This window comes from Salegentibacter sp. (genome assembly GCF_036568425.1).
In the GTDB taxonomy this organism is placed as follows: Bacteria; Bacteroidota; Bacteroidia; order Flavobacteriales; family Flavobacteriaceae; genus Salegentibacter.
The window spans coordinates 1-25,808 of record NZ_DATCSO010000098.1 but is presented as its reverse complement, the minus strand read 5'-3'; the positions used below and the strand labels follow the sequence as shown (position 1 = coordinate 25,808).

The 25,808-nt window shown below is 37.0% G+C and carries 22 protein-coding genes, 1 tRNA gene and 1 pseudogene; 15 read left to right on the top strand and 9 right to left on the bottom strand.

The features are described from left to right. Window positions 1-117: helix-turn-helix domain-containing protein (locus VIM94_RS09365; protein WP_414707173.1), on the bottom strand; the 117-nt coding region annotated here is incomplete at its 3' end. Between the two features lie 215 nt (window positions 118-332). Between VIM94_RS09365 and VIM94_RS09360 the strand changes: the two genes are divergently transcribed. Next, window positions 333-1,088 (top strand): YebC/PmpR family DNA-binding transcriptional regulator, encoded by a 756-nt coding sequence (locus VIM94_RS09360; RefSeq protein ID WP_332039033.1) that lies wholly within the window; start codon window positions 333-335, stop codon window positions 1,086-1,088. Between the two features lie 114 nt (window positions 1,089-1,202). Here the strand turns inward: VIM94_RS09360 and VIM94_RS09355 are convergent, their stop codons facing one another. Then, window positions 1,203-3,065: a sodium:proton antiporter gene (locus tag VIM94_RS09355; RefSeq protein ID WP_332039032.1), complete on the bottom strand. Its 1,863-nt coding sequence runs from the start codon at window positions 3,063-3,065 to the stop codon at window positions 1,203-1,205. A gap of 186 nt (window positions 3,066-3,251) precedes the next feature. On the opposite strand from VIM94_RS09355, the gene VIM94_RS09350 reads away from it, so the two are divergent. The 6 genes from VIM94_RS09350 (at window position 3,252) to VIM94_RS09325 (ending at window position 11,683) form a co-directional block, all read left to right on the top strand. Continuing rightward, entirely contained in the window at window positions 3,252-5,036 is a 1,785-nt protein-coding gene (locus VIM94_RS09350; RefSeq protein WP_332039031.1) for a cation:proton antiporter, read from the top strand. A 94-nt stretch (window positions 5,037-5,130) separates the two neighbouring features. Beyond that, window positions 5,131-5,997 carry an MBL fold metallo-hydrolase gene (locus tag VIM94_RS09345; protein WP_332039030.1) on the top strand — a complete coding sequence of 289 codons (867 nt, stop codon included), beginning with the start codon at window positions 5,131-5,133 and terminating at the stop codon, window positions 5,995-5,997. A gap of 6 nt (window positions 5,998-6,003) precedes the next feature. Continuing rightward, window positions 6,004-7,680 (top strand): S8 family peptidase, encoded by a 1,677-nt coding sequence (locus VIM94_RS09340; protein ID WP_332039029.1) that lies wholly within the window; start codon window positions 6,004-6,006, stop codon window positions 7,678-7,680. Window positions 7,681-7,688: 8 nt separating this feature from the next. Next, the gene (locus VIM94_RS09335) at window positions 7,689-9,527 is read left to right on the top strand and encodes a M1 family metallopeptidase (RefSeq protein WP_332039028.1); all 1,839 of its coding nucleotides are present in this window, start codon (window positions 7,689-7,691) and stop codon (window positions 9,525-9,527) included. 113 nt (window positions 9,528-9,640) lie between these two features. Then, window positions 9,641-10,018 (top strand): ribonuclease P protein component, encoded by a 378-nt coding sequence (gene rnpA / locus VIM94_RS09330; protein WP_332039027.1) that lies wholly within the window; start codon window positions 9,641-9,643, stop codon window positions 10,016-10,018. A 36-nt stretch (window positions 10,019-10,054) separates the two neighbouring features. Next, a complete protein-coding gene (locus VIM94_RS09325; RefSeq protein WP_332039026.1) occupies window positions 10,055-11,683 on the top strand; it encodes a S41 family peptidase in 1,629 nt (542 codons plus the stop codon). Window position 11,684: 1 nt separating this feature from the next. Here the strand turns inward: VIM94_RS09325 and VIM94_RS09320 are convergent, their stop codons facing one another. From VIM94_RS09320 to VIM94_RS09310, 3 genes are all read right to left on the bottom strand, one after another. Next, window positions 11,685-12,125, bottom strand: a complete 441-nt coding sequence (locus tag VIM94_RS09320) for a GNAT family N-acetyltransferase (protein ID WP_332039025.1) — start codon at window positions 12,123-12,125, stop codon at window positions 11,685-11,687. A gap of 169 nt (window positions 12,126-12,294) precedes the next feature. Continuing rightward, entirely contained in the window at window positions 12,295-12,729 is a 435-nt protein-coding gene (gene rpiB / locus VIM94_RS09315) for a ribose 5-phosphate isomerase B (RefSeq protein ID WP_332039024.1), read from the bottom strand. A 783-nt stretch (window positions 12,730-13,512) separates the two neighbouring features. Further along, on the bottom strand, window positions 13,513-13,656 hold the full coding sequence (locus tag VIM94_RS09310; protein WP_332039023.1) for a hypothetical protein: 144 nt from the start codon (window positions 13,654-13,656) through the stop codon (window positions 13,513-13,515). Between the two features lie 274 nt (window positions 13,657-13,930). On the opposite strand from VIM94_RS09310, the gene rnr reads away from it, so the two are divergent. The 3 genes from rnr to VIM94_RS09295 are packed head-to-tail and all read left to right on the top strand — an operon-like array spanning window position 13,931 to window position 17,549. Beyond that, window positions 13,931-16,129: a ribonuclease R gene (gene rnr, locus VIM94_RS09305; protein WP_332039022.1), complete on the top strand. Its 2,199-nt coding sequence runs from the start codon at window positions 13,931-13,933 to the stop codon at window positions 16,127-16,129. Window positions 16,130-16,145: 16 nt separating this feature from the next. Continuing rightward, entirely contained in the window at window positions 16,146-16,820 is a 675-nt protein-coding gene (locus tag VIM94_RS09300; RefSeq protein WP_332039021.1) for a head GIN domain-containing protein, read from the top strand. A gap of 30 nt (window positions 16,821-16,850) precedes the next feature. Continuing rightward, the gene (locus tag VIM94_RS09295) at window positions 16,851-17,549 is read left to right on the top strand and encodes a LysE family translocator (RefSeq protein WP_332039020.1); all 699 of its coding nucleotides are present in this window, start codon (window positions 16,851-16,853) and stop codon (window positions 17,547-17,549) included. A 58-nt stretch (window positions 17,550-17,607) separates the two neighbouring features. On the opposite strand, the gene VIM94_RS09290 is transcribed toward VIM94_RS09295, so the two are convergent. Then, window positions 17,608-17,678 (bottom strand) — tRNA-Cys (locus tag VIM94_RS09290). A gap of 52 nt (window positions 17,679-17,730) precedes the next feature. Continuing rightward, window positions 17,731-18,087 (bottom strand): dihydroneopterin aldolase, encoded by a 357-nt coding sequence (gene folB, locus VIM94_RS09285; protein WP_332039019.1) that lies wholly within the window; start codon window positions 18,085-18,087, stop codon window positions 17,731-17,733. 115 nt (window positions 18,088-18,202) lie between these two features. On the opposite strand from folB, the gene VIM94_RS09280 reads away from it, so the two are divergent. The 4 genes from VIM94_RS09280 to VIM94_RS09265 all read left to right on the top strand — a co-directional run bounded on the left by VIM94_RS09280 (window position 18,203) and on the right by VIM94_RS09265 (window position 20,962). Beyond that, window positions 18,203-19,879 carry a glutamine--tRNA ligase/YqeY domain fusion protein gene (locus VIM94_RS09280; protein ID WP_332039018.1) on the top strand — a complete coding sequence of 559 codons (1,677 nt, stop codon included), beginning with the start codon at window positions 18,203-18,205 and terminating at the stop codon, window positions 19,877-19,879. Between the two features lie 128 nt (window positions 19,880-20,007). Beyond that, the gene (locus VIM94_RS09275; RefSeq protein WP_332039017.1) at window positions 20,008-20,367 is read left to right on the top strand and encodes a YtxH domain-containing protein; all 360 of its coding nucleotides are present in this window, start codon (window positions 20,008-20,010) and stop codon (window positions 20,365-20,367) included. 7 nt (window positions 20,368-20,374) lie between these two features. Beyond that, window positions 20,375-20,725, top strand: coding sequence for a phage holin family protein (locus VIM94_RS09270; protein ID WP_332039016.1), 351 nt, complete (start codon window positions 20,375-20,377; stop codon window positions 20,723-20,725). A 3-nt stretch (window positions 20,726-20,728) separates the two neighbouring features. Next, a complete protein-coding gene (locus tag VIM94_RS09265) occupies window positions 20,729-20,962 on the top strand; it encodes a DUF6327 family protein (protein ID WP_332039015.1) in 234 nt (77 codons plus the stop codon). A 77-nt stretch (window positions 20,963-21,039) separates the two neighbouring features. Here VIM94_RS09265 and VIM94_RS09260 read toward each other — a convergent pair whose 3' ends face one another. Together VIM94_RS09260 and gltX are read right to left on the bottom strand one after the other, a co-directional pair. After that, on the bottom strand, window positions 21,040-22,047 hold the full coding sequence (locus VIM94_RS09260; protein WP_332039014.1) for an SPFH domain-containing protein: 1,008 nt from the start codon (window positions 22,045-22,047) through the stop codon (window positions 21,040-21,042). Between the two features lie 114 nt (window positions 22,048-22,161). After that, window positions 22,162-23,679 carry a glutamate--tRNA ligase gene (gene gltX / locus VIM94_RS09255; RefSeq protein WP_332039013.1) on the bottom strand — a complete coding sequence of 506 codons (1,518 nt, stop codon included), beginning with the start codon at window positions 23,677-23,679 and terminating at the stop codon, window positions 22,162-22,164. Window positions 23,680-23,834: 155 nt separating this feature from the next. Here gltX and VIM94_RS09250 point away from each other — a divergent pair. Beyond that, a pseudogene (locus VIM94_RS09250) lies at window positions 23,835-25,808 on the top strand (hypothetical protein); the annotation flags it as partial.

Genomic DNA, 25,808 nt, shown 5'->3' with positions numbered 1-25,808 from the left:
TTTCCTAAGCCATTCCCTCACTGTAGATTTAGCTTGTATGCCATATTTATGACAGGCTTCAGTTCTTCCAAGCGCTCCGGACTCAATTTCCTGGACAACTTGAAGTTTAAAAGAAATAGAATAATCTTTTTGGGTACGCTTATATACCCAGTCTTTGTTGATCTTTTCATTACACTATTGTTTTAGTGTATCGCTATTTCAGGACGGGACAAAATTTTAAAAAAACCCGAACCCCACATTTCCCTGTGGGGTTTTTTATTTGCTCTGAATCTCCGGTTTTTTCTCTTTACTCAATTTTTTATTTTTGTAATTCTTCAAAATAATACTGAGAAATGGCAGGACATAGTAAATGGGCGAATATTAAGCATCGTAAGGGTGCACAGGATAAAAAGAGGGCCAAGGAGTTTACCCGGGCAATAAAAGAGATTAGTGTGGCCGTAAAAGACGGAGGTGGCCCCGATCCCGAAGCTAATCCCGCGCTTAGAAATGCTATTTCCAATGCCAAAGGGGTGAATATGCCCAAAGATACTATTGAGCGCGCCATAAAAAAAGCCAGCGGTGCTGATGCCGATAATTATGAACTCGTCACTTTTGAAGGCTATGGTCCAAACGGAATTGCCTTCTTTATTGAGTGTACTACCGATAATACCAACCGTACCGTAGCATCGGTCAGGTCTATTTTTTCAAAAAATGGGGGAAGTCTGGGCACTAATGGTTCTCTGGAATTCCTTTTTGATAAAAAAGGGGTTTTCATTATTGAACGTGATAAAATTGAAATGGATTTTGAGGAGTTTGAGCTGGAGCTCATCGAAGGCGGAGCCACCAAAATTGAAAAAGAAGAGGATCACATCAGCGTTTATACTGATTTTACCGATTTCGGTTTAATGTCTTCAAAGCTCGAAGAACTCAAGATAGAGCCAAAGGCCTCAGAAATTCATCGCCTACCTATGAATACCCTGGAACTTCCAGTTGCGGATGCTAAAAAGATCCTGGACCTGGTTGAAAAATTTGAAGATGATGATGATGTCCAGAATGTTTATCACAATCTGGAAATCACCGATGAACTGGTAAGGGAATTAGAGGAGTAAGCTTTTATTGCAGAGACAACTTATCCAGGATTTTTCGTAAAATTATTTTTCCGGATTTCCCGGGTTAACTTTTCATTATGTTTAAAAATTGCACCTCTCCGGTAAGATTAAATTTTATGTGTTTACCGGCTCATCAGATTTTTTTTCGCGATTTTGTACATTTTCCAATAATTTTCCAAGATATACAAGTTTAAAGCCTTCCTCGATTTCCACCTGTGAACTATTGGAAGGGATGATCGTGAATTTGCCTTCTTTGTTCTTTACAAACACAGGAAGTATATCAGGACTGCTTTTTGTGATTTCGATAAGGCCTTCATAATGCTCTTTACTATTCAACTCCTTTTCGTGAATTTCAGGGTATTTTCTAGCCAATTCTGTAAGCTTGATATAATCATCAGTATGAGAGAACAAGCCTTCTTCAGGATTAAGTTCAGGGTTGGCCATTTCATCTGCAGTGATTACCCTAAAGGAACCGTTTTCCCCAAACTGCTTCTTGAATTTATTAATAGCCGTTTTGTTAATATCACTATTTCCTGTCATAGCCATTAAATAACCAATATCGTTTAATTCGATATTGTTAAGAAGATTATCTTCATAAACACTACCTTCAATGGCATCAATTCCAAGGTTTTTAGCCTTTTTTACATTATCCCTGTTACTATCCAGCAAGACCACATGTCGATTATTTTCTTGTAGGTATTCTCCTATTAACCTTGCTATGGAAGAAGCCCCGATTATTAAAATTCCTTCAGATTCCTTAATGAATACCCCCACTATTTTAGCAAAAAACCTGGCGGTAGCTGCATTTAAAAGCACTGAGAAGAGCACAATCATAAATACCAGGGGAGTGATATATTCTGCATCTTCTATCCCTTCCCGCACCAGTCGCAGCCCAAAGAGTGAAGCGATTCCCGCAGCTACAATTCCACGTGGGCCAACCCAACTAATAAAGGAGACCTCGTTTACTTTAAGGCCAGAGCCTATGGAACTAAGAATTACTCCTAAAGGTCTAACCAATAGCACCACTATTCCGAAGAGAATAAGAGATTGCCAGTTGAAAACCAATAACATTTCCTCAACTTCAATATTGGCTGCAAGCAGGATAAAAAGAATTGAAATAAGCAATACACTTAAAGATTCTTTAAAATAAAGAAGCTCCTTGATATTGGGGAGTTTTTTGTTTCCCATCACCATTCCCATAATAACCACGGCGAGTAAGCCGCTTTCATGGGCAAAAATATCTGCCAGCACAAAAACCCCAAGAACTGTTGCCAGGATAAAAACGTTTAAGAGATAATGCGGGATCACATTTTTCTTAATAAGAAAAGCCAGGATAGTGGCAAATGTGAATCCAAAAGTGAATCCAAAGAGCAGTATTTTACCAAATTCGGTTAAGGCGGTTATCGTAAAATCCTGCCCACCTTCCACCCTGATAAATTCAAACATCAATACTGAAATAAGGGCACCGATGGGATCTATAAGAATTCCCTCCCATTTCAGGATAGACGAAATATGTTTTTTAAGTGGAATATTCCTTAAAATTGGAGAGATTACTGTAGGCCCGGTGACAATTATCAATGCAGAAAAAAGAAAGGATATCTGCCAGGTCAAGCCAAAGATAAAATGTGCTGCAAGCCCTGCTCCCACGAAAGTAACCAGGGTCCCCACGCTAATTAATTTTACAATTACGGGACCTATATTCCCAATTTCGCTTTTGCGTAAGGTTAACCCGCCTTCAAAAAGTATAATTGAAATAGCCAGGGAAACAAAATAAAACAAACTTTCTCCTGGAAATACACCTTCACTTCCATTCCAAATAGGTTCCAACCACTTAGTGCCATCTTCGGTAAAAAAAGTAGAAACAGGTCCTACCAGAAGACCTATAAGAATCAAGGGGAGAATTGCGGGGGTTTTTATTTTCCAGGCCAACCATTGGGCCAAAATTCCAAGTATAACAAGACTTGCAAGTTCTAACATTCTTTTTTTATTTAAGCGGAATATTGCTATTTACAAAAATAACCCGATTTAAGAATGTTTTTGATGAATTTTCTCATTTATTAAATAAAAAACGGTATTTAATCTCTATCAAGTTGAATTTATGAATTTTAGTTCGAAAATTATTAATATTTTGTAAGCTGTTTACGTATAAAACAGTCAAAACCTATGGAAGAATTAAATATCCTCAATTTGTTAATCATTCTTTCTAGCGCATGGATTGGTGGTTCTTTAGCTAAGAAAGTTGGTTATCCCGCTATTCTCGGTGAGCTTTTAATAGGTATTCTTCTTGGACCAGCACTATTTGGTATTCTGGAAACCTCAGAAATGATCAATGTTTTAGCCGAGGTGGGAATTATTCTTCTTATGGTTTACATTGGGATGGAAATTAACTTCAGGGATCTTGGTAAAGCCTCCTGGGCAGGATTATTGGCTGCAGTTGGCGGGTTTATTGTACCCTTTGTGTTGGGTTACTATACCATTCTTTACTTCGAAGGAACACAAATGGCGGCGATCTTTGTAGCGATCGCGGTTGGGGTTACCTCACTCGCGACCAAAAGCCGTATTCTTGTCGATCTTAAATTACTCAACACCCGGATAGCCTATGTATTAATGGCCGGAGCTCTAATTTCAGATACTCTTGCCCTTGTAATCTTTGCCGGAATAATTAGTTATGTTGATGCAGGAAGTATAGACAGTTTAGGACTAACCTGGGTGGCTGCAAAGGCTATCTTATTCTTCATTTTTACCGCTCTTGCAGGGATTTACCTTTTGCCATTATTGGGAAAATATCTCTACAAAGCCAATATTACCAGCCGTACCCTGCATTTTACCCTTATTTTAATAATAGTTTTAGGTTTTTCTGAACTTGCTGAAGTTGCAGGGCTTCATAGTATTCTGGGTGCTTTTATGGCTGGTTTATTTATAAGAGATGGAGTTTTTCAACGCCAGATCTCAAAAGATATCAATCATATTTTCCACGATGTTTCTGTGGGATTCCTTGCTCCTATTTTCTTTGTTTCAGCAGGATTCAATGTGACCTTAGAAGTATTTCAAACCGATCTCTGGATGCTTGTGGTGGTTACTGCGGTAGCCATGATAGGAAAAATATTGGGAACCGCCGTATTTTATCTTCCGAGTGGAAATGGTTGGCGGGAGGGAATCACAGTGGGAACCGGTATGAATGGGCGGGGGGCTGTAGAGATTATTATAGCAGGCATAGGTTTACAAATGGGGATTATAACCTCAGAAATCTTTTCTATTCTTGTTTTCATGGCGATATTCACCACCTTAAGTGTACCGGTTATGTTAACCTGGACCACAAAGTGGTTAAGAAGCCGGGGAGAGCTTATCACCCAGGAATCAAGATCCGGATATATTATTTTAGGGGCAAATCCGCTTGGTCTTTTTATTGCAAACCAGTTAAAAGAGGACCAGGAAGTAGTAATCATAGACGGGAATCGGGAACTTGTTGCCGAAGCTAAAAACCAGGGTTTTAAAACGGTTTATGGGAATATACTCAAAGAAGAAACAATGGAAGATGCCGGGGCGATTGAAAAAGGGACATTTATCGCACTTACAGGAAATAGTGAAATAAATCTTCTCGCTGCTCAACTCGCCGATGATGCGTTCTTTATTCCTAACAAGATCGTGCTGGTTTCTCCAAATGAAAATGGCGCCGATGTAGACTTGTTGGATAAGGTAGACGCCACCTCGATGTTCGCCGATAAGACAGAACTCGAACCCTGGTCCAGCAGAATATCTTCGGGCAATTACCAGGAGAATAAACAGAAAATAGAAGCAGATACCACTACCAGGGAATGGGTAAAGGAACATCAAAATAAAAACACCGATTTTCTTCCTGTGATGATTATTAATCCTGAAGGCCAGAAGCGGCCTTTTCATTACAACGATGATATTCTACTTGGAGAACAAGTATTATATCTCTCCTGATTTCTGAATTTCCTGTTAAAAATATTCCCTCTCTGCCCGAATGTTTATACATGTATTATGCTTTTAGTAATTTGCAGAGGAAAAATCAGCAATTATGAAATTATATCCTATAGAAGCCGGAAATTTTAAATTGGATGGAGGAGCCATGTTTGGAGTTGTTCCCAAGAGCCTTTGGAACCGTACAAATCCCGCCGATGAAAATAATATGATAGATATCGCTGCTCGATGCCTTTTAATTGAAGACGGCGAGAAGCTAATCCTTATCGATACCGGAATGGGGGAAAAGCAAAGCGAAAAATTCTTTAGTTATTATTACCGCTGGGGAGATCACTCTATAGATAAATCCCTTAAAAAACACGGCTTTCACCGAGATGATATCACCGATGTTTTTATGACTCACCTTCATTTTGATCATTGCGGAGGAAGTATTAAATGGAATAAAGACCGAACAGGTTACGAACCAGCATTTAAAAATGCCCGATTCTGGAGCAATAAAGAACACTGGCATTGGGCAACCCAGCCCAATGCCAGGGAAAAGGCTTCCTTTTTAAAGGAAAATATAATTCCGATGGAGCAAAGCGGGCAGCTTCATTTCTTAGAAAGAAAACCTACAGAAACCTTTAAACAATCTGAAAACCTGCCTTTTGGAGTATTATTTGTAGATGGTCATACCGATAAGCAGATGATTCCTCATATAACTTATAAAGATAAAACCCTGGTTTTTATGGCCGATTTGCTTCCTACAGCGGGGCATATTCCCCTGCCCTACGTGATGGGCTACGATACCCGCCCGTTACTAACCCTGCCTGAAAAAGATAAATTTCTAAAGCAGGCTGCAGATGAAAATTTCTACCTTTTCCTGGAACACGATGCTCATAACGAGATAATTAGTCTTAAAAACACCGAAAAAGGTGTAAGACTGGATCAAACTTTTACTTTTAACGAACTTTTTAATCATTAAAAAACTATGAAAATACCTTTTTTAAAACAGGTACTTGTAATGGCAGGTGCTGTAATTATTACAGGTTGCAGCAGTACGGCACCAAAAATAGTCTCTACGCCAATTGCCAATATTGATTCCATTCCATTAAAAATTACAGATCTTTCTGAAACCGAATTAAAAGGATGGGGCGGCGCAGATCTTATGGCCGATACTATCCCTGGAATGAGCGTAAACCGCGCTTACCAGGAAATTATTAAAAACAATAAGGGTAAAAAAGTTATCGTAGCAGTTTTAGATAGTGGGGTGGATATTGACCATGAAGACTTACGTAGTGTAATTTGGGTAAATCGTGATGAAATTCCTAACAATAGAAAAGATGATGATAAGAATGGTTATGTAGATGATATTCACGGTTGGAATTTTTTGGGCGATGCCGTTGAGGAAAACATGGAATATACCCGTATTATGAAAAGGCTTCAACCTAAATATGAAGGAAAACCGGCTAGTTCAATAAGCACTGCCGATCGTGCTGAATATATTTACTACCAGGAAGCAAAAGCTGAATATGAAAAGGAATACAATGAAACTCTTCAGAATAAAAACCAATATGAAGCGATAAAAAAACAACTGGTAGCAGCCCACTCGGCTGTATCTTCGCAATTAGGAAAAGAAGATTACACCAATGAGGAGTTGAGGGCTTTGGAAACCGAAGATCAGCAATTAGCTCAATATAAAGCGATGTTGCTTCAAATTCAGGATAATGTTAATGAAAACATTCCTGAGGCCTTGGAAGAACTCGATGAAGCCATAGAATATTATGCAGGGAGAATTGATACTCACTTCAATCTTGATCTCAACGGAAGAGCACCGGTAGGTGATGATCCTTACGATATCACCGATACTGATTACGGAAATAATAAAGTTGCCGGTCCAGATCCTAAAAAAGAGGATGCAAAACATGGAACTCACGTAGCCGGAATTATTGCTGCAAACCGGGAAAATAGTATTGGAATAAAAGGTATTGCCAATAATGTGGAAATAATGGTGGTTAGAGCCGTCCCAGATGGCGACGAATATGATAAGGATATCGCTCTTGGGATTCGTTATGCCGTGGATAATGGCGCTAAAATTATAAATACCAGTTTTGGTAAATACTTTTCTCCAAACCCTGAATGGGTGGAGGAAGCGATAAAATATGCTGCAAAAAATGATGTACTTATCGTAAATGCCGCAGGGAATGAGGGAATAAATCTTGATGAAAAAAGGGTTTATCCGAACGACCAGACACCTGAGAATTCACAGGAAATTTCCAATAATGTTTTAAGTGTGGGAGCTCTTAACTTTGATTATGGTTCCAGGTTGGTAGCCGGGTTTTCTAATTACGGTAAGCTTAATGTAGATGTTTTTGCGCCAGGAACAAAGATCTGGTCCACGACGCCTAACGATGAATATGAATATATGCAGGGAACTTCTATGGCTGCACCAGCAGTTTCGGGAGTGGCTGCAATAATCCGTTCATTTTATCCAAAACTATCTGCTCCCCAGGTTAAACAAATCATTATGGACAGTGGAATTACTACCACCACCTCAGTTTTAGTAGGAGAAGAGGGCAGAAATACACAAAAATTCAATGCGCTTTCTGTTTCAGGAAAAATGGTAAACCTTTATAACGCCTTAATATTAGCATCACAAACCAAATAATCAATTTTATGAAAAAAATATTTCTAAGTTTAACTGTACTGGCAACCTCATTCATGGTAGCCCAAAACAATACCAGTTATTGGCAACAGCACGCAGACTACAAGATGGAAGTAGATATGAATGTAGAAAACTTCCTGTATACGGGAACCCAGGAACTAGAGTACACCAACAATTCTCCCGATACCTTAAACAAGGTGTTTTATCATCTATTTTTCAATGCTTTCCAACCGGGGAGTGAAATGGATGTGCGTTCCAGAACTATTCAGGATCCTGACCGCAGGGTAGGCGACCGAATTTCGAAATTAACTCCTGAACAACAGGGATTTTTAAGGGTTTCCAGCCTAACGCAAAATGGTAAAAAGCTTACTTACGAAGAAGTTGGAACCGTACTGGAGGTGCAACTCCAGGAACCCATTCTTCCTGGAGAGAAAAGCCTTTTTAAAATGGAATTTAAAGGGCAGGTACCAGAGCAGATCCGGAGATCTGGAAGAAATAACACAGAAGGAGTAGCTCTTTCTATGTCTCAATGGTATCCTAAATTAGCCGAATACGATTTTCAAGGCTGGCATGCCGATCCATATATTGGTAGGGAATTTCACGGCGTTTGGGGTGATTTTGATGTAAAATTAACCATTGATAAAAACTACACTGTTGCTGCCACAGGGTATCTTCAAAATGCAGATGAAATAGGCCACGGCTATAGTGAAGAAGAAATTGATGCGAAAGGTGATACGCATACCTGGCATTTTGTAGCTCCTAAAGTTCACGACTTTACCTGGGCTGCAGACCCTGAATATATTCATGATGTAAGAATTGCCAAAGACGGGACCGAACTTCACTTTTTCTACAAAGACAATGAAGAAATTAAGGAAAACTGGAAAAGACTTCAATCTAAAACCGAGGAATTATTGTTGTTTTTTAACGAAAAAATTGGACCATACCCATGGGATCAATACACTGTAGCCCAGGGAGGAGACGGAGGTATGGAATATGCTATGCTTACCCTAATCACAGGTGAGAGAAGTATTCAAAGCCTTGTAGGGGTAACTGCTCATGAAATGGCTCACGCCTGGTTTCAGCACTTAATGGCAACCAACGAAAGCAAGCACGAATGGATGGACGAAGGTTTCACCTCTTTTATTTCCAGCAAAGCAATGAACCGCGTTATGCAAACAGATGCAGAGAATCCTCATACCGGTTCATACCGTGGCTATCTTCAGCTGGCAAATTCCGGGGTAGAACAACCACAAACCACCCACGCCGACCGTTATTCACTTAATGCGGCCTACGGTGCTACAGCCTATTCTAAAGGAGCTGTATTTCTTGCCCAACTTGGTTACGTAATTGGAAGAGAAAATTTAGATAAAACACTTAAAAGATACTATCAGGATTGGAAATTTAAACATCCAACGCCAAACGATTTTATTCGTGTTGCTGAAAAGGTTTCCGGTGCCGAACTCGATTGGTATTTAATGGACTGGACCCAAACCACCAATCAAATAGATTATGCTATTAAAAATGTTGAAGAAGCAGATGAAAATTCAACAAAAATCACTTTGGAGAGAATTGGAGAAATGCCAATGCCGGTTGAATTAAGTATAAGATTTGCCAATGGAGATCACCAAATCCATTACATCCCACTACAGATGATGCGATGGGAAAAAGAGCCTGAAACAGAAAACTGGATTCAGGAGAAAGATTGGGCCTGGGCATATCCTACTTATGAACTCAGTATAGATAGCCCCTTAAGTGAGATTGAAAGTATAGAAATTGATGATACTAAACTTATGGCAGATGTAAATAGAGAGAATAATGTTTATCCATCGGAGACTGCTGAAAAAGAATAAACTCCTCTTAAAACCTTACCTGAAAGCCCTTCACATCCGAAGGGCTTTTTTTATATGGAAAATAATTTTTAGTTCATGTAATTCAGATTAAAAGCTATCCTTACTTTTGGAGAATGGATGAGCGTTTTGGAAAACAGGATAAATTAAAAAGTGAAAAACTTATAGAAAAGCTTTTTATAGAAGGAAAGTCGGTGAAGAAATTTCCTTTAAAAATGATTTATCTTCCAATAAAAGCTTCAGATGATTCGCAATTAAAAACAGGAGTTTCTGTACCAAAAAAACTGGTTAAAACCGCTCCCGGGCGCAACAGGATTAAACGCTTGATGCGTGAAGCTTTCAGAAAAAATAAGTATCTTGTAACCAACAATATACCGGGTTCTTATGCCTTTATGTTTATCTATATTTCCAGGGATAAAACAGATTATGATAGTTTGAACAGAACGATGATAAAGCTTCTTCAAAATTTTGTTGAAAAGGAAAAACAGGAATAAAGGGAATCTCCCCCGGCCCGCTTAAAAGAATTTAAAATGAAAAAGAGTTTTATAAAAAAAGCCGGAATCCTGGTATTGGGTGCCGGACTTATTTTCAGTACGCTTGGGTTTAAATCAGATTTCTTTGAAATAGCCAAACAGATAGAGATTTTCACAACGCTGTTCAAAGAGATCAATATGAATTATGTTGATGAGACCAATCCTGCAGAACTTATGGACACAGCGATACAGGCTATGTTGGCCGATCTGGATCCATATACCAATTATTGGAACGAACAGGATGTGGAAGCCGCCAAGATCAATAATTCCGGAGAATACACCGGGATTGGAACTTTGGTAAAAGCAACGCCAGAGTATATCAAAGTTATTGAACCTTATAAGGATTATCCTGCGGATAAAGCAGGTTTAAAGGCCGGAGATAAAATAATTAAGATTGGAAACATCAAAGTTTCAGATTTTAAAGAAGATGCCAGAGAGCTTTTAAATGGCGCCGCAAACTCAAGCCTTAAAATTACCTTTACCCGCCGGGGAGAAACAAAAATCACCAGTTTGGTGCGGGGGTCTGTAGATTTAAAAGCAGTTCCATTCTATAAGCTTCTTGAAGATAACACCGGATATATTGTTTTATCGCGATTTAATGCGAGGGCTTCTGCCGAAACTTCCAGGGCCTTAAAAGATTTAAAGAACCAGGGTGCAGAAAAGATTATCCTGGATCTAAGAGGCAATCCAGGCGGACTTCTGGGGGAAGCTATAAATGTGAGCAATATATTTCTTCATAAAGGAGAGTTAATTACTACCACAAAATCTGTTATAGATAAATACAACAAACAATATTTTACACAAAAAGAACCTTTGGATACCCAAATTCCTTTAGTGGTGATCGTTAATGGTAGAAGTGCCTCGGCTAGTGAAATTGTAGCAGGTGCTATCCAGGATCTGGACCGGGGAGTAGTGGTGGGTGCCCGAAGCTTTGGAAAAGGCCTGGTACAACGCCCAAAGGAATTGGCTTACGGAACGCAACTTAAAGTAACTATCTCCAGGTATTATACGCCCAGTGGAAGATGTATTCAGGCTTTGGATTATAGAAGCAGGGACGAAAAAGGAGAGGCCGTAAAATTTGAAGATTACAATGAATTTAAGACCCGCAATGGGAGGAAAGTTTTTGACGGAGGAGGAATTCTTCCGGATGTGAAACTGGAAACCTCAGAATACAGCGCCATTACCAACGCTCTCCTGATCGAAGATGCAATTTTTGATTTTGCAACAGATTATTATTATACGCATAAGCTTGAAAGCCCTGAAGATTTTATTTTTACGGGAAATGATTTTAAAAACTTCAGCGATTACCTTGAAAAAATAGATTTCAACTACCAGACAAGAACAGAAAAAGAATTGGAGGAAGTGTTAATTGCAGCTAAGGAAGAGGGTTATGAAAAGGAAATAATCAGTAATTATAAAGATATTTCAGAAGGGCTTAATCAATTGAAAAAAGAAGAACTTCAGGATAAAAAACCGGAAATTGTTAGTTTGTTAACCGATGAAATAATCAAACGATATTTCTACAAAGAGGGTCTTTATGAACACTATGTTGAACATAATCCTGAAATCATGGAATCCCTGGCGATTTTAAATAATACCCGCCGATATTCAGAAATATTAAAGTAATTTATTCTTTAAGCATCGCAATATGTGGAATCCCATCTTCCAGATAGCCTTCCCCGGTAGTAGCAAACCCATGAGACTCATAAAATTCTATAAGATATTGCTGGGCTGAAAGTTTTATTCTGGTTGTTTTAAAACGCTCTTTAATAGCCTTTATTGAAGCTTCTAGAATTTCATGTCCAAAACCGTATTTTCTGTAATTTTCTTTAACGATCACACGGCCAATTGCGGCTTCTTCGAAGTAAAGCCCTTGTTCAAAACAGCGGGTATAGGCTACAAGTATCTCATCTTTATAACCCAAAATATGTAATGCTTCTCCATCTTTACCATCAATATCCTGGTAAACGCAATTTTGCTCAACCACAAATACCTCAGAACGAAGTTGCAATATTTGATATAATTGATCTAGACTGAGTTCTTTAAAGGTCTTGATTAGGATTTTCAAAATTGAGGTTTATTATTTGTTTAAGTTATTAAAAATTGAGAGCTATTAAGATAGATTCCTATTTTAAAACAAAGTTTTTAATTTTTAAGCAGAATTCTTTAACTGGTTTTAGCGATGTGATTTTTATAATGAAGCCACATCGCTAAAATTTTACCGGGAAAAAAACATATTACTTTTGAACTGGAATTTTATCAATTCTTTTTTGATGACGCCCTCCTTCAAATTCGGTTTCAAGAAATATCTTTACCATATCCAGGGCCTGATTTTCTGAAACAAACCTGGCAGGTATGCTAAGAATGTTAGCATTATTATGTTGTCGTGCAAGTTTTGCTATCTCACCAGACCAACAAAGAGCAGATCGTATTCCCTGATGTTTATTAGCGGTCATATTAGCTCCGTTGCCACTACCGCAAAGAATAATTCCCAAGTCTACCTTCTTGTTTTCAACATCATCGGCAACAGGATGTATAAAATCTGGATAATCTACACTATCATCAGAATCGGTGCCATAGTTAATAACTTCAATTCCCCTTTGTTTAAGGAGGTCTACCACCTTTTTCTTATACTGGGTTCCGGCGTGATCATTTCCAATTGCAATTTTCATAGTTGTGTGTTTTGAGGAAACAAAGATAAAAAAACCGCTTGTTAACCTCTCCAAAATGAATTGTTAATTACTTTTTGATATGTATTTAAAATCAAGGCTTTAATATTTACAGGAATATGTGAATAACCTATGATGAGAATATGAGAACCTTATTTGGAGATTAAAATTTAAATTTCAATAGCAATTTTAACCCGAGGAAATCAAATTATAACGAGGTTATTTCTTCTCAAGTTATGAGCAATCAAAAACAGGTTGTGAACAAAGTTGAATTAGCTAAATTTCATCATTTTTAATTAAGATATTCTTTTTAACCTTTGTTAACAAAATCATAAAATAGTAAGAGTTACAGATACTTAGAATATTTTAAACCTGTTAACAAGATGTTATCAAAAAGGCTTAACTGAAAAATCAAATTTTAGCATTAAAAATTGTTCTACAAGTTAACAGACAATAATAACATCCATTTTTAATTTTTAGAAAAAGAAAAAAAAAGATAATAATATATATAGTTAATAACTTAACTACTTATAAAAACAGATTTGCATTTTGAAATCTTAACTAATCTTTTTTGTCTGGTAATAATTTTCGAGCTAAAAAAATATAGCCCTTTAGAAAGCTTTAGAATAAAAAGCTAAAAACCACTTAAAAGTTTAATTTTAAAAGGTAAGTAAAGAATATAATTTTATTTCAAAACCTTGTATATAAATGAGTTACATTTAATAAGTGCTAGTATTGAAAAATCCTTTTTTCCAGGCTTAACAGGTTTTTATTTTAATTAGAATTTTATTCCTGGTATGTAAGACTGGTGTAAATCTCTTTTTGTGAAATGGAGAAATTATAAATTTCGATCTCAGTCTTTTGGTTGAGAGAATGATTAATAATACTTATATAGAACAACACCCCGATAATAAATATCAGGAAAAACATAAGAGATATTTTGGTTGGATTGTTCATTAACTAGCATTATAAAAATCAAATTTAGGTTTTAAAAGCCCTTTTGAGGTTAAATCAAATTTAAGTAACTTTTAAGATACTTATAACTAAATAATTTGTAAATCCAAAAAATGGTGGTTTTCCCCCAGTAAGAAAAATCAGTTAATTAATTCTAAAATACTTGCTTAATCTGTCCTTAACAAAACTTTACATTCAAAAGATATGCATGTGATTTATAAGCTGTAATTTTATATTTTTAATAATACACATGAATAAAAAGAAGAAAAATACGCCTAAAGTACCTGGAAATCTTGCTAAGAGCATTATTGATATATTACGAAAAAATGGAAGTGAAGCTTTTAATTATAAACAAATTGCAGCTAAACTGGAAGTTAATGATGCCAATAGTAGGAACCAGATCATTAAAAAACTTTCTCAGTTAGCAGCAAAAAAACAGATTGAAGAAGTAGATCGCGGGAAATTTAAAATTAATGATCACCGTGATTATTATCGTGGAATTATTGATATGACTACTAAGGGTTACGCCTATGTCGTGGTGGAGGAGCTTGATGATGATGTTTTTATATCCCCTAATCACCTGAATACCGCTTTTAACGGAGACGAAGTAGAAATATATATCTATAACAGAAGGCGAAATAAAAAATCTGAAGGAGAAGTAACTAAAATTCTTAACCGTAAGCGCACCGAATTTGTCGGGGTACTTCAGCTTAAAAAAGATTTTGGTTTCGTGGTTATAGACGATCCAAAAATGTATACCGATGTATTTGTTCAAAAAAACAAGCTCGGGAAAGCTCAGAATGGAGATAAAGTGGTTGTTGAAATTGAAGAATGGCCTGAAAAAGCCGATTCTCCCTTTGGAAATATTAAGCAAGTCCTGGGAACACCCGGCGAGCATCATACCGAAATTCATTCCATTTTAGCCCAATACGGTTTGCCTCATGATTTTCCACCTGAAGTTGAAGAATTTGCCGATAAAATTGATACTTCTATAAAAGAGGAAGAGATTAGCAAGCGACGGGATATGCGTGATGTTTTAACCTTTACCATTGACCCTGAAGATGCCAAGGATTTTGATGATGCTTTGAGTTTTAGAAAACTTGAAAATGGTAATTACGAAATTGGAATTCACATTGCCGATGTTTCCCATTACGTGCAACCGGGAAATATTTTAGATGAAGAAGCCTATGAGAGAGCAACTTCGGTTTATTTGGTAGACCGTGTAGTGCCCATGTTGCCTGAAGTACTTTCCAACAATGCCTGTTCCCTTAGGCCAAATGAAGAAAAATATACTTTTTCAGCAGTTTTTGAAATCGATAAGAATACTAAAATCAAAAAAGAATGGTTTGGGAGAACGGTTACTTATTCTGATGCGCGATTTGCTTATGAAGAGGCACAGCATATAATTGAAACCGGTTCGGGAGATATTCCAAAAGAAATTTCTATTCAGGAAAATGCATATTCGGTAAAAGAGGAGATTGTTGAAGCTGTTAAGCTTATGAATAGCTTTGCTAAAAAAATGCGTGCTGAGCGAATGCGGGAAGGTGCAATTTCTTTTGATAAAGTAGAGGTAAAATTCGAACTTGATGAGGAGAATGAACCAGTAGGGGTTTTCTTTAAAACCTCCAAAGATGCCAATAAGCTTATCGAGGAATTTATGTTGCTGGCTAACCGAAAGGTTGCTGAATTTATAGGAAAACAGAAGGAAAAGAAAACCTTTGTTTATCGCTGTCATGACGAACCAGATGATTCTAAACTTGCTTCCTTAAGCAACCTTGTTGCGAAATTTGGTCATAAACTAAATCTTAAAGACAAAAAATCTGTTAGTTCTTCACTAAATAATTTACTGGAAAGCGTTCAGGGTACTAAAGAGCAAAATTTAGTTGATACCCTAACAATTCGTACTATGAGTAAGGCCTATTACGGCACCGAAAATATAGGCCATTACGGTTTGGCATTTTCTCATTACACCCATTTTACCTCTCCAATTAGGAGATATCCCGATGTTATGGTTCACAGGTTATTGCAGAGATACCTTGACCAGCAACCATCGGCAAAAGAGGATGAATATGACGAAAAATGTCATCATAGCAGTGAAATGGAAAACCTTGCAACCAATGCAGAACGGGATTCTATTAAATATATGCAGGTGAAATTCATGCAGGATCACAAGGACGAAGAGTTTCTGGGAGTTATTTCTGGTGTAACAGACTGGGGTATTTTCGTAGAAATTATTCAGAATAAATGTGAAGGAATGATACGGCTGCGTGACCTAAGAGACGACCACTATGAATTTGATGAAGAAAATTATGCGGTAGTAGGTCGAAAAACAAAAAAAACCTATCAATTGGGAGATGAGGTTTATGTAAGTGTAAAAAATGCCGATCTAGTTAAAAGACATCTTGATTTTAAACTTATAGGATCTAAAAAAGAAGTAGAAGAAACTTAATTTAAATCTTTTTAGGATGAAGAATTTAATAATGGTTCTAGCCATTCTCTTTTCAGGTACTTTGTTGGGCCAGAAAGAGATAAACCACCAGCTTGAAAGTTTTTCAGAAGTTAAAATATACAATGGTCTTAAGCTTAATTTGCATTATGCCGATGATACCAGGGCTGTTGTTACCGGGCAAAATCGTGGTGATGTTCAATTTAAGGTTGAAGATGGAGTTTTAAAAGTAAAGATGAATATTGATAATATCTGGAAAGAAGATAATACGAAAGTTGACCTTTATTTTAAATTTCTTAAAAAGATAGATGCAAAGCAAAACTCTTCTATAGAATTATCAGAGACTTATAAAACTGAAGAGCTTAGCCTGGAAGCTTCTGAAGGAGCTGAAATCTTCACAAAGATTGAGGTAAAAGATCTTCGTGTTAAAAGCCTCAACGGTGGAGAAATTGAGGTAAAAGGTAAGGCCGAATCCCAGAATATTAAAATAAGAGCTGGAGGCCAGTATTACGCACGCTATCTGGAATCCCAAAATATTTATATAAGTATTAGTGCAGGGGGCGTTGCCGATATAAATGCCTCTGAAAAAGTTGAGGCAAAGGTTAGAGCTGGCGGTACTGTAAATGTTTACGGAAACCCCGAAATTATTGATAAAGACACCCTTTTTGGTGGAAAAGTGAATAGAAAGAACTAAAATCCGACATTTGTATAATACTACCAATGTATGATTCAAGACATCTTAGCTGCAATTCCCCTAGGTATTTTTCTGGCTTTTTTACTGGGACCGGTCTTTTTTGTATTACTGGAAACCGCGGCTATCAAAGGTTTTAGGGCAGCTTTCTCTTTCGATTTAGGTGTTATAATTGCCGATGTAGTCTTTCTTTTTATCGCCTATTTAAGTACTACAAAATTGCTGGCCAGTATTAAGGATGATCCTGCTCTATTTATTTTTGGAGGAGCTATTTTGGCTACCTACGGGGTAATGAGTTTTGTGCAAACTAAAAAAATGCTTCAACAGGAAGATGAAACTCCAGAGATACGTAAGCTCAAAAAAAGCGACTATATGGGGCTGGCGGTAAAAGGTTTCCTGCTTAATTTTATAAATATTGGTGTTTTAGGTTTTTGGTTGGGTCTCATCATTGTATTCGGACCCAAACTCAATATGGAGGGTAACCGTATTTTAGTATTCTTTGGAAGTGTGTTGGCTACTTACCTAATCCTGGATATTTTCAAGATCTTATTAGCAAAAAAACTTAACCGGAAACTTACTCCCAACCGCATTTACGTTATGAAAAAGGGGATAAGCGTATTGCTTATCATTTTTGGCGGAATACTTATTAGTCAGGGACTTTTTCCTAGTCAGGTGAATAATATTACCGACCAGATAGAGACGATTAATCCTGCAGATAGTCTTTCAGAATAAACTATTTAAAGCTGAATTTTTTAAATAAAAAAAGCTCCTTAAAAAAAGGAGCTTTTTGAGGCATCGAGCGGATTCGAACCGCTGTACAAGGTTTTGCAGACCTCTGCCTAGCCACTCGGCCACGATGCCGTTTTAATCGGTTGGCAAATGTAATAAAATTTTTAGGTTCTAAAACCAATAATTAACGTGATTTACTTCTGCTAACGGTAACCATCGCTACATTCCCTCCAATTGGAGGATTTATTTTAGAAACATCTACCTTAACTTCCTGAACCATTATAATTTCATCAAGAATCCGGTTTATAATTCTTTCAGCAACTGTTTCAAGAAGTTTAGCACGTTTGGCCATTTCCTCTTTTACAATTCGGTTTAAATGTACGTAATCTATAGTATCACCCAAAGAATCTGTTTTAGCCGAATTAGAAAGGTCTCCTTTTACGCTTAGATCTATCCGGTAGTCGCTACCAATTTTTCCCTCTTCATCCAAACATCCATGATAGGCAAATACTTTTATATTTTTTAGTTTAATTTTTCCCACTCTAATTTTTTTTTCAAAGATAACAAGTCCAACCGAAGTTATAGGTATCAAAATAAAGAATGCACCTTATAATCAGGTTAATTTTAAGTAATTTTGAGCCTTTAAAGAGTCCATTATGTCAGAAACAAAAAAGTCACTCAATTTTATTGAGCAAATTATAGAAGAAGATCTAAGATCTACACATTCAAAAGAAGATTTAAAATTCAGGTTTCCGCCCGAGCCTAATGGTTATTTGCATATAGGGCATGCCTCTTCTATCTGTTTAAATTTCGGGTTAGGGGAGAAATACAATGCTCCTGTGAATTTGCGCTTTGATGATACCAATCCGATTAAGGAAGAACAGGAATTTGTTGATGCTATAAAGGAAGATGTTCTTTGGTTAGGTTTTAAATGGGCAGAAGAATGTTATGCGTCTGATTATTTTCAGCAGTTGTATGACTGGGCGGTAGAAATGATCAAGAATGGTTATGCTTATGTTGATAGCCAGACTTCTGAAGAAATCGCTTCTCAAAAAGGAACTCCTACAGAACCTGGTAAAAACAGTCCTTACCGCGATCGTTCCAAAGAAGAAAACCTGGAGCTTTTTGAGCAAATGAAAAATGGTGAGACTCCTGAAAAAGGTCACGTTTTAAGAGCTAAGATAGATATGGCTTCTCCTAATATGATTATGAGAGATCCTGTCATGTACAGATGTTTACATAAAAGCCATCACCGTACCGGAAATGACTGGATGATCTATCCGTTGTATGATTGGGCTCACGGGGAAAGTGATTTTATAGAACGGGTTTCACATTCGTTTTGTACGTTGGAATTTCTTCCCCATCGTGAACTTTATAACTGGTTTGTTGAAAAAGTAAGCAAGCCTGGCCAAATGCAGCCTAAACAACGGGAATTTGCCCGTCGTAATTTAAGTCACACCGTGGTTAGTAAAAGAAAACTGATGCAACTGGTGGAAAAAGGAATTGTAAAATCCTGGGATGATCCGAGGATGCCTACTATTTCCGGATTGAGACGTAGGGGTTATACTCCTAACTCAATTAGGAAGTTTGCCGACTCCATTGGGGTTGGAAAGAGGGAGAATATGATAGATGTTGCCCATCTTGAATTTCACGCCAGGGAAGATCTTAATATGATTGCTCCAAGAGTTATGGGTGTTCTTAACCCTGTAAAAGTTGTGATTACCAATTATCCTGAAGGTAAGGAAGAGATTCTTACCGCTGAAAATAATCCTGAAGATGAAAGTGCTGGTGCAAGAGAAGTGCCTTTTTCTCGTGAGATTTACATTGAAAGAGAAGATTTTAAGGAAAGTGCAAACCGCAAATTTTTCAGGTTAAGCCTTGGAAAAGAGGTAAGGCTTAAAAACGCATATATCATAAAAGGGGAAGAAGTTGTAAAAGACTCTGAAGGAAATATTACAGAAATTCACTGTACCTATGATCCCAAAAGTAAAAGCGGTAGCGGCACCGAGGAATCACTTAGAAAAGTAAAAGGTACTTTGCATTGGGTTTCGGTAAAGCACGCTTTGGAAGCCGAAATACGGCTTTATGACAGGTTGTTTAGCGTTGAAGCTCCAGATGCTGATAAAGAAAAGGATTTCACTGAATTTATTAACCCGGAATCACTGAAGGTTATTACTGGTTATCTCGAACCTAGTTTAAAAAATGCAGGAGTTCAGGATAAATTTCAATTTCAACGTATCGGGTATTTTTGTGTTGATAAGGATTCAACGCAAGAAAAACCTGTATTTAACCGTACCGTAAGTCTTCGCGATTCCTGGGCTAAGAAGAAATAAGATGAGTATTTATCTTTAAGAATATTTTAGTAAAGAAAATTAACATATTAACCGGTTATTAACAGCGGTGCTGCTTTGCATCTTGTATCTTTGGAAAGAAGTATAACTAATTTAAACTAAAATCTATTATGGCAAATACAGGAAATACACTTTTAGCCCTTATTACAGGAGCCGCTATTGGTGCAGGAATCGGGTTATTGTATGCTCCCGAGAGTGGAGAGAAGACCCGAAAAAGAATTAAAAGTGAGTCTGAAAAAGCTCAGGAACGTTTTAATAAAAAATACAACGAAACTTCTTCAAATTTAACTGATAAGGCTAAAAAAGCCCGAATGGATTTTGAAGAGCGCCTGGGTGAAACTCTTTCTTCTGCAAGCCATAAAGCCGATGATATACTTTCTGCCATGGAATCTAAACTGGAAGAATTGAGGAAACAAAATTCTAAACTTCAAAAGGATAATGAGACTAAAACTAAAAAGGCAGTAGTATAACTTTTTTATGGCATTCGAAAAACTTTCCAACAGTCTTAATGAATTAAACCAGAATCTTCAGGCATTTGCTCATACAAATTCTGAATATTATAAGTTGAAGTTCTTTAAGCAGGCGATGAGTGGAGCCACCTCTTTGGTGCGTTTCCTTATTTTGGGTGCTATAACAGTAATAGCCTTTTTCCTGCTTTCGTTTGCTGTGGCTATCGCTATTAGCGAGGCTATTGGCCAACCCAGTGCAGGGTATTTTATTGTAGCAGGATTTTATATTCTTTTATTCATACTAATTTTAGTATTCGGAAAAAGGCCTATAGAAAAACTGATGCTACAGAAATTCTCCAGAATTTTCTTTAATGACTAACCTATGAGAGTATATAATTCTTTTGAAGATATTGATAGAGATTTAAAGATATTAAAACTCCAAACCGAAATAGATAAAGAGGAAATCAAACTTAGCATAGAACAGGCTAAAAAAAGCATTTCCCCACTTTCAATTGCGGGAAGTATCGCTGGTTCGATTCTGGAAAAAGCGCTTGTCTTAAAAGCCGTAACAAAACTAACCGGACTAAAAAGAGTAACCGCAACGGTGAAGAAATAAAATATTGCTTAGCAGCTGTGTGAGTAAGATGAAATTAGATGCGTTTAGCTCATTTCTTTATTTACACAGTTGCTTTTTTATTCCTGAAGATCTTCAGTATCTCTAAAATCACCATTATTATTCTTCCTGTTTTTTTTGGTAGTACTTTCCCTTTTTTTATCTCTTTCCTGCTGCTCATTTTGTTTTTTCATCGCTTCTCCAATTTGGTTGGAGGCAGAAAATGATGCAACCATATTATTGAGCATATCGCTACCTGCCTGGGGAGAATTAGGCAAAAGGATAAGGTTACTGTTGGTTTCTTCACCAATGGCCTGAAGAGTATCATAATGCTGAGTAACCACAATTAAAGCTGAAGCTTCCTGCGAATTTATCCCTACGTTATTTAAAACATCTACACTTTCCTCAAGTCCGCGGGCTATTTCCCTTCTTTGGTCGGCGATTCCCTGACCCTGTAAGCGTTTACTTTCAGCTTCAGCTCGTGCCTTAGCCACGATCTTTATCCTATCAGCTTCAGCAACGTATTCTGCAGCCACTTTATCGCGTTCTGCTGCATTTATACGGTTCATGGCAGCCTTTACCTCCACATCGGGATCAATGTCTGTTACAAGGGTTTTAATGATGTCGTAACCATAATCCTGCATCGCCTGGTTGAGTTCCCTGTTCACAGCTATGGCAATATCATCTTTTCTTTCAAAAACATCATCGAGCCTCATTTTTGGAACTTCAGCTCTAACTACATCAAATACATAGGAGGTAATTTGATCTGAAGGGCTTTCAAGTTTATAAAAAGCATCGTAAACATTAGATCTCACCACCTGAAACTGCACAGATATCTTCAGCTTAACAAATACATTATCCTTAGTTTTAGTTTCAATGAGCACATCGAGTTGCTGTACTTTTAAATTGATCCTGCCGGCGATATTATCAAAAATAGGAATCTTTAAATGTAAGCCGGAATTACTTATACGTTGAAATTTTCCAAAGCGTTCTATAATGGCTGCCGATTGTTGCCTGACGATAAATATACCGGAAAAGAGAATCACTAATCCTATTACGAGCAAAACGGGAAGTAAAATATAGTTCATAAAATGAGTTTTTTATTTTCCTCAAGATATGAAATAATCCCTTTTAAAATCTGGCAAAAAAAAACCGGAAGAATCAATATGTTCTTCCGGTTTTAAAAATTTATTAGAAAAAAATTATCCCAGAGTTGAGATCGCTTTTTCAATTCTTTTTAGGGTTTCTTCTTTCCCTATACTTTCAGCAATAACAAAAAGATCGGCTCCATGCATTGCGCCTACAAGGGCAAGGCGGAAAGGTTGCATAACTTTTCCGAAGCTTATTTCCTTTTCACCAATCCAGGCTTTTACATTTTCCTGAAGCGCCGAGGCTGAAAAATCTTCCTGTTTCTTCAGAAGCCCGCTTAGTTCCTGCATTATTTCGGAAGTATCATTTTTCCACGCCTTTTTAGCGTTTTTGGGATCGTAGGAAGTAGGGGAGATGAAAAAATAATCTCCCTGGTCCCAAAGGTCTTTTACAAATGTGGCTCGCTCTTTTACGATTTCAACAACCTTTTGAATGTAATTAGGATTGGCATTGATCTCTTTTTCCTGTAATAATTTCTCAAATTCCTTCGCCAAAAAGGTATTATCTGCTTCCTGAAGGTAATGTTGCTGAAACCATTTTGTTTTTTCAGGGTCAAACTTTGCACCTCCTTTATGAACACGGCTTAGTTCAAAGGCCTGGGTTAATTCTTTGATATTAAAAAATTCTTCTTCGGTACCTGGGTTCCATCCCAAAAATGCCAACATATTGGTAACTGCTTCAGGGAAATATCCATCTTCCCGGTACCCGGCAGATATTTCTCCGGATTTTGGGTCTTTCCACTCCAAAGGAAATACCGGAAAACCTAGTTTATCACCATCGCGTTTACTGAGTTTGCCTTTGCCTTGTGGTTTAAGAATTAGTGGAAGATGAGCAAATTTAGGTTCTTCCCAACCAAATGCACGGTAAAGCATTACGTGAAGCGCTAAAGATGGTAACCATTCTTCCCCACGAATAACATGGGTTATTTTCATCAGGTGATCATCAACAATATTAGCTAGGTGATAGGTTGGCATACCATCACTTTTAAAAAGCACCTTATCATCAAGAATTTCAGTATTGATCTCCATTTGACCTCTTATCTCATCCTGCAAATTCAGAATTTCACTTTCAGGAGATTTAAACCTAATAACATAATCTTCCCCTTTAGCAAGCCTTAACTTTACTTCTTCTTCAGAAAGAGACAGCGAATTATCCAGCTTTTGGCGATTATGCCAATTGTAAATAAAGGTTTTGCCTTTAGCCTCGTGGTCTTTTCTGTGTTGATCCAGGGTTTCGGCTTTATCAAACGCATAATATGCCCAGCCGGATTCTACCAGTTTATTAGCATAATCACGGTAAATATCTTTACGCTCACTTTGGCGGTAGGGACCAAAATCTCCTTCTTTTCCGGGACCTTCATCAAAAGGAATATTGCACCAGTTAAGGGCATCTATAATATATTTTTCTGCTCCGTCTACATATCGGTTTTGATCTGTATCTTCAATACGAAGAACAAAATCCCCGTCATGTTTTTTCGCAAACAAATAGTTATATAAAGCGGTTCTAACTCCGCCAATATGCAGTGGTCCCGTAGGACTTGGTGCAAAACGCACCCTTACTTTAGCACTCATAATTTAAATTTTGAAAACAAAGATACAAGCTTTAGGCAGCATTCCTAAACACTTGGGGGGCAGGTTGAATAATTTTTTAAAATGGACATCCCTGCAATCCATTCTGCTTCAGAAGGATAAAAATTGTATTTTTAAACTTGAAAGTGAAGTTGTCGATGGAAAATTACTGGAAGGTAAAAGTTAAGCTAAGTACTTTTATATCAAAATATTACAAAAATAAACTGCTAAAAGGAATAATTCTTTTTACCGCAGTGGGCTTACTATATTTTATCCTTATACTTTCAATAGAACATTTTTTCTGGCTTAACACCACAGGACGAAAAGTGCTTTTCTGGCTTTTTCTTATTATTGAAACAGGACTTCTCATTTATTTTATCATTATTCCGTTAAGCAAATTGTTCAGGCTATCCAGGGTTTTATCTGAAGAAGATGCCTCCAGGATTATAGGGAAACATTTCCCCGAAGTGAAAGACAAATTATTGAACCTGCTTCAACTTAAAAATTCAGAAAACAGATCAGATTTATTACTTGCTGGAATAGATCAAAAAGCCAGGGAGCTCAATCCAATTCCTTTTAATTCTGCTATAAATTTTAAAAGTAGCCTTAGGTATTTGAAATGGGCAGCATTCCCGGTCATTATTTTTTTAGCTGTTATCCTTAGTGGGAATTTTTCTTTTTTTTATGATTCTTATGGCCGGGTGGTGAATTACAACTTGGAATTTAAACCGCCTGCAGCTTTTTATTTTCAAATAGAAAATCCAAATCTCGAAGTTCATGAAAACCGGGATTATACCTTAATAGTTAAGACAATTGGTGAGCTTAGACCGGAAAGGGTGAGTGTAAATTATAATAATGAGTCTTACCTTTTAAAACAGAAGAAACCCGGAGTTTTTGAATATACCTTTAAAAGACCTCAGGAAGATATTGAATTTAGGCTTAGTGCTAATGGCATTTCATCGGCCTTCTATAAACTTGATGTAATAAATGTGCCTTCGCTTATAAATCTTGAGATGATTTTTGATTATCCCGACTATATCGGAAAGAAAGATGAGTCAATCTCTGGTACTGGAAATGCCCGTATTCCGGAGGGCACTCAGGTTAGCTGGAAGATCAAAACCCGGGGAACTGAGAAAGTTCATTTTACTCTGCCCGATACTGTTATTAATTTACAACCCGAATCCGGGATGGTCACACATCAAGCCAGGCTGTTTTCTTCCTTTTACTATTCCCTTAGTTCTTCTAATGCTAAAATTAGGAATTTTGAACCTGTTTCCTATAAAATTGAAATTATCAAGGATCGGTTTCCAGACATTGAAGTGATTAAAAAAACTGATAGTATTGATAATGGAATTAGTTATTTCTCGGGCAAAGTTTCAGACGATTATGCTGTAAATAAACTGGAACTGGTTTATTATCCTGAAAATAATAAAGATAGTCTACAACGGGTATCCATACCGGTTTCCAGGGAATCTTTTGCTAATTTTCTCTTTACTTTCCCGGGAAGTCTGAACCTTGAAAGAGGGGTGAATTACCTTTATTATTTTCAGGTATTTGATAATGATGTTCTAAATGGTTTTAAAAGTAGTCGTAGTGAGGTTTTTGGCTTTAGAAAAAGAAGTATTGAAGAAATAGAAGAGAAAAAATTGCTGCAACAGGGACAATCTATTCAAAACTTTGATAAGTCTTTGAAAGAAATGGAACATTCAGAAGAAGAGTTGAAAGAACTTTTCCAAAAACAAAAAGAGAGTAAAACATTTGATTATAATGAACGGAGGAAACTTAAGGCTTTCCTGGAAAGGCAAAAGCAACAGCAGGAAATTATGATGAATTATTCTGAAAAACTTAAGGAAAGCCTTAAAAAAGAGAATAAAGAATTAGAGGAAAAATCCTACAAAAAGGAATTAAGAAATAGGCTGGGTAGAAATGAAAAACGTCTCGAGGAAAATGAAGCTTTAATTGAGGAATTGAAAGAATACTCTGAAAAGATTAGCAGGGAAGAGCTTGGGGATAAACTGGAGGAACTTTCCAAAAGAAACCGAAGCCAACAACGGAATATGGAACAATTGCTTGAATTAACCAAGCGCTATTACGTAGAAGAGAAAAATCAGAAATTAGCCAGGGAGCTTGAA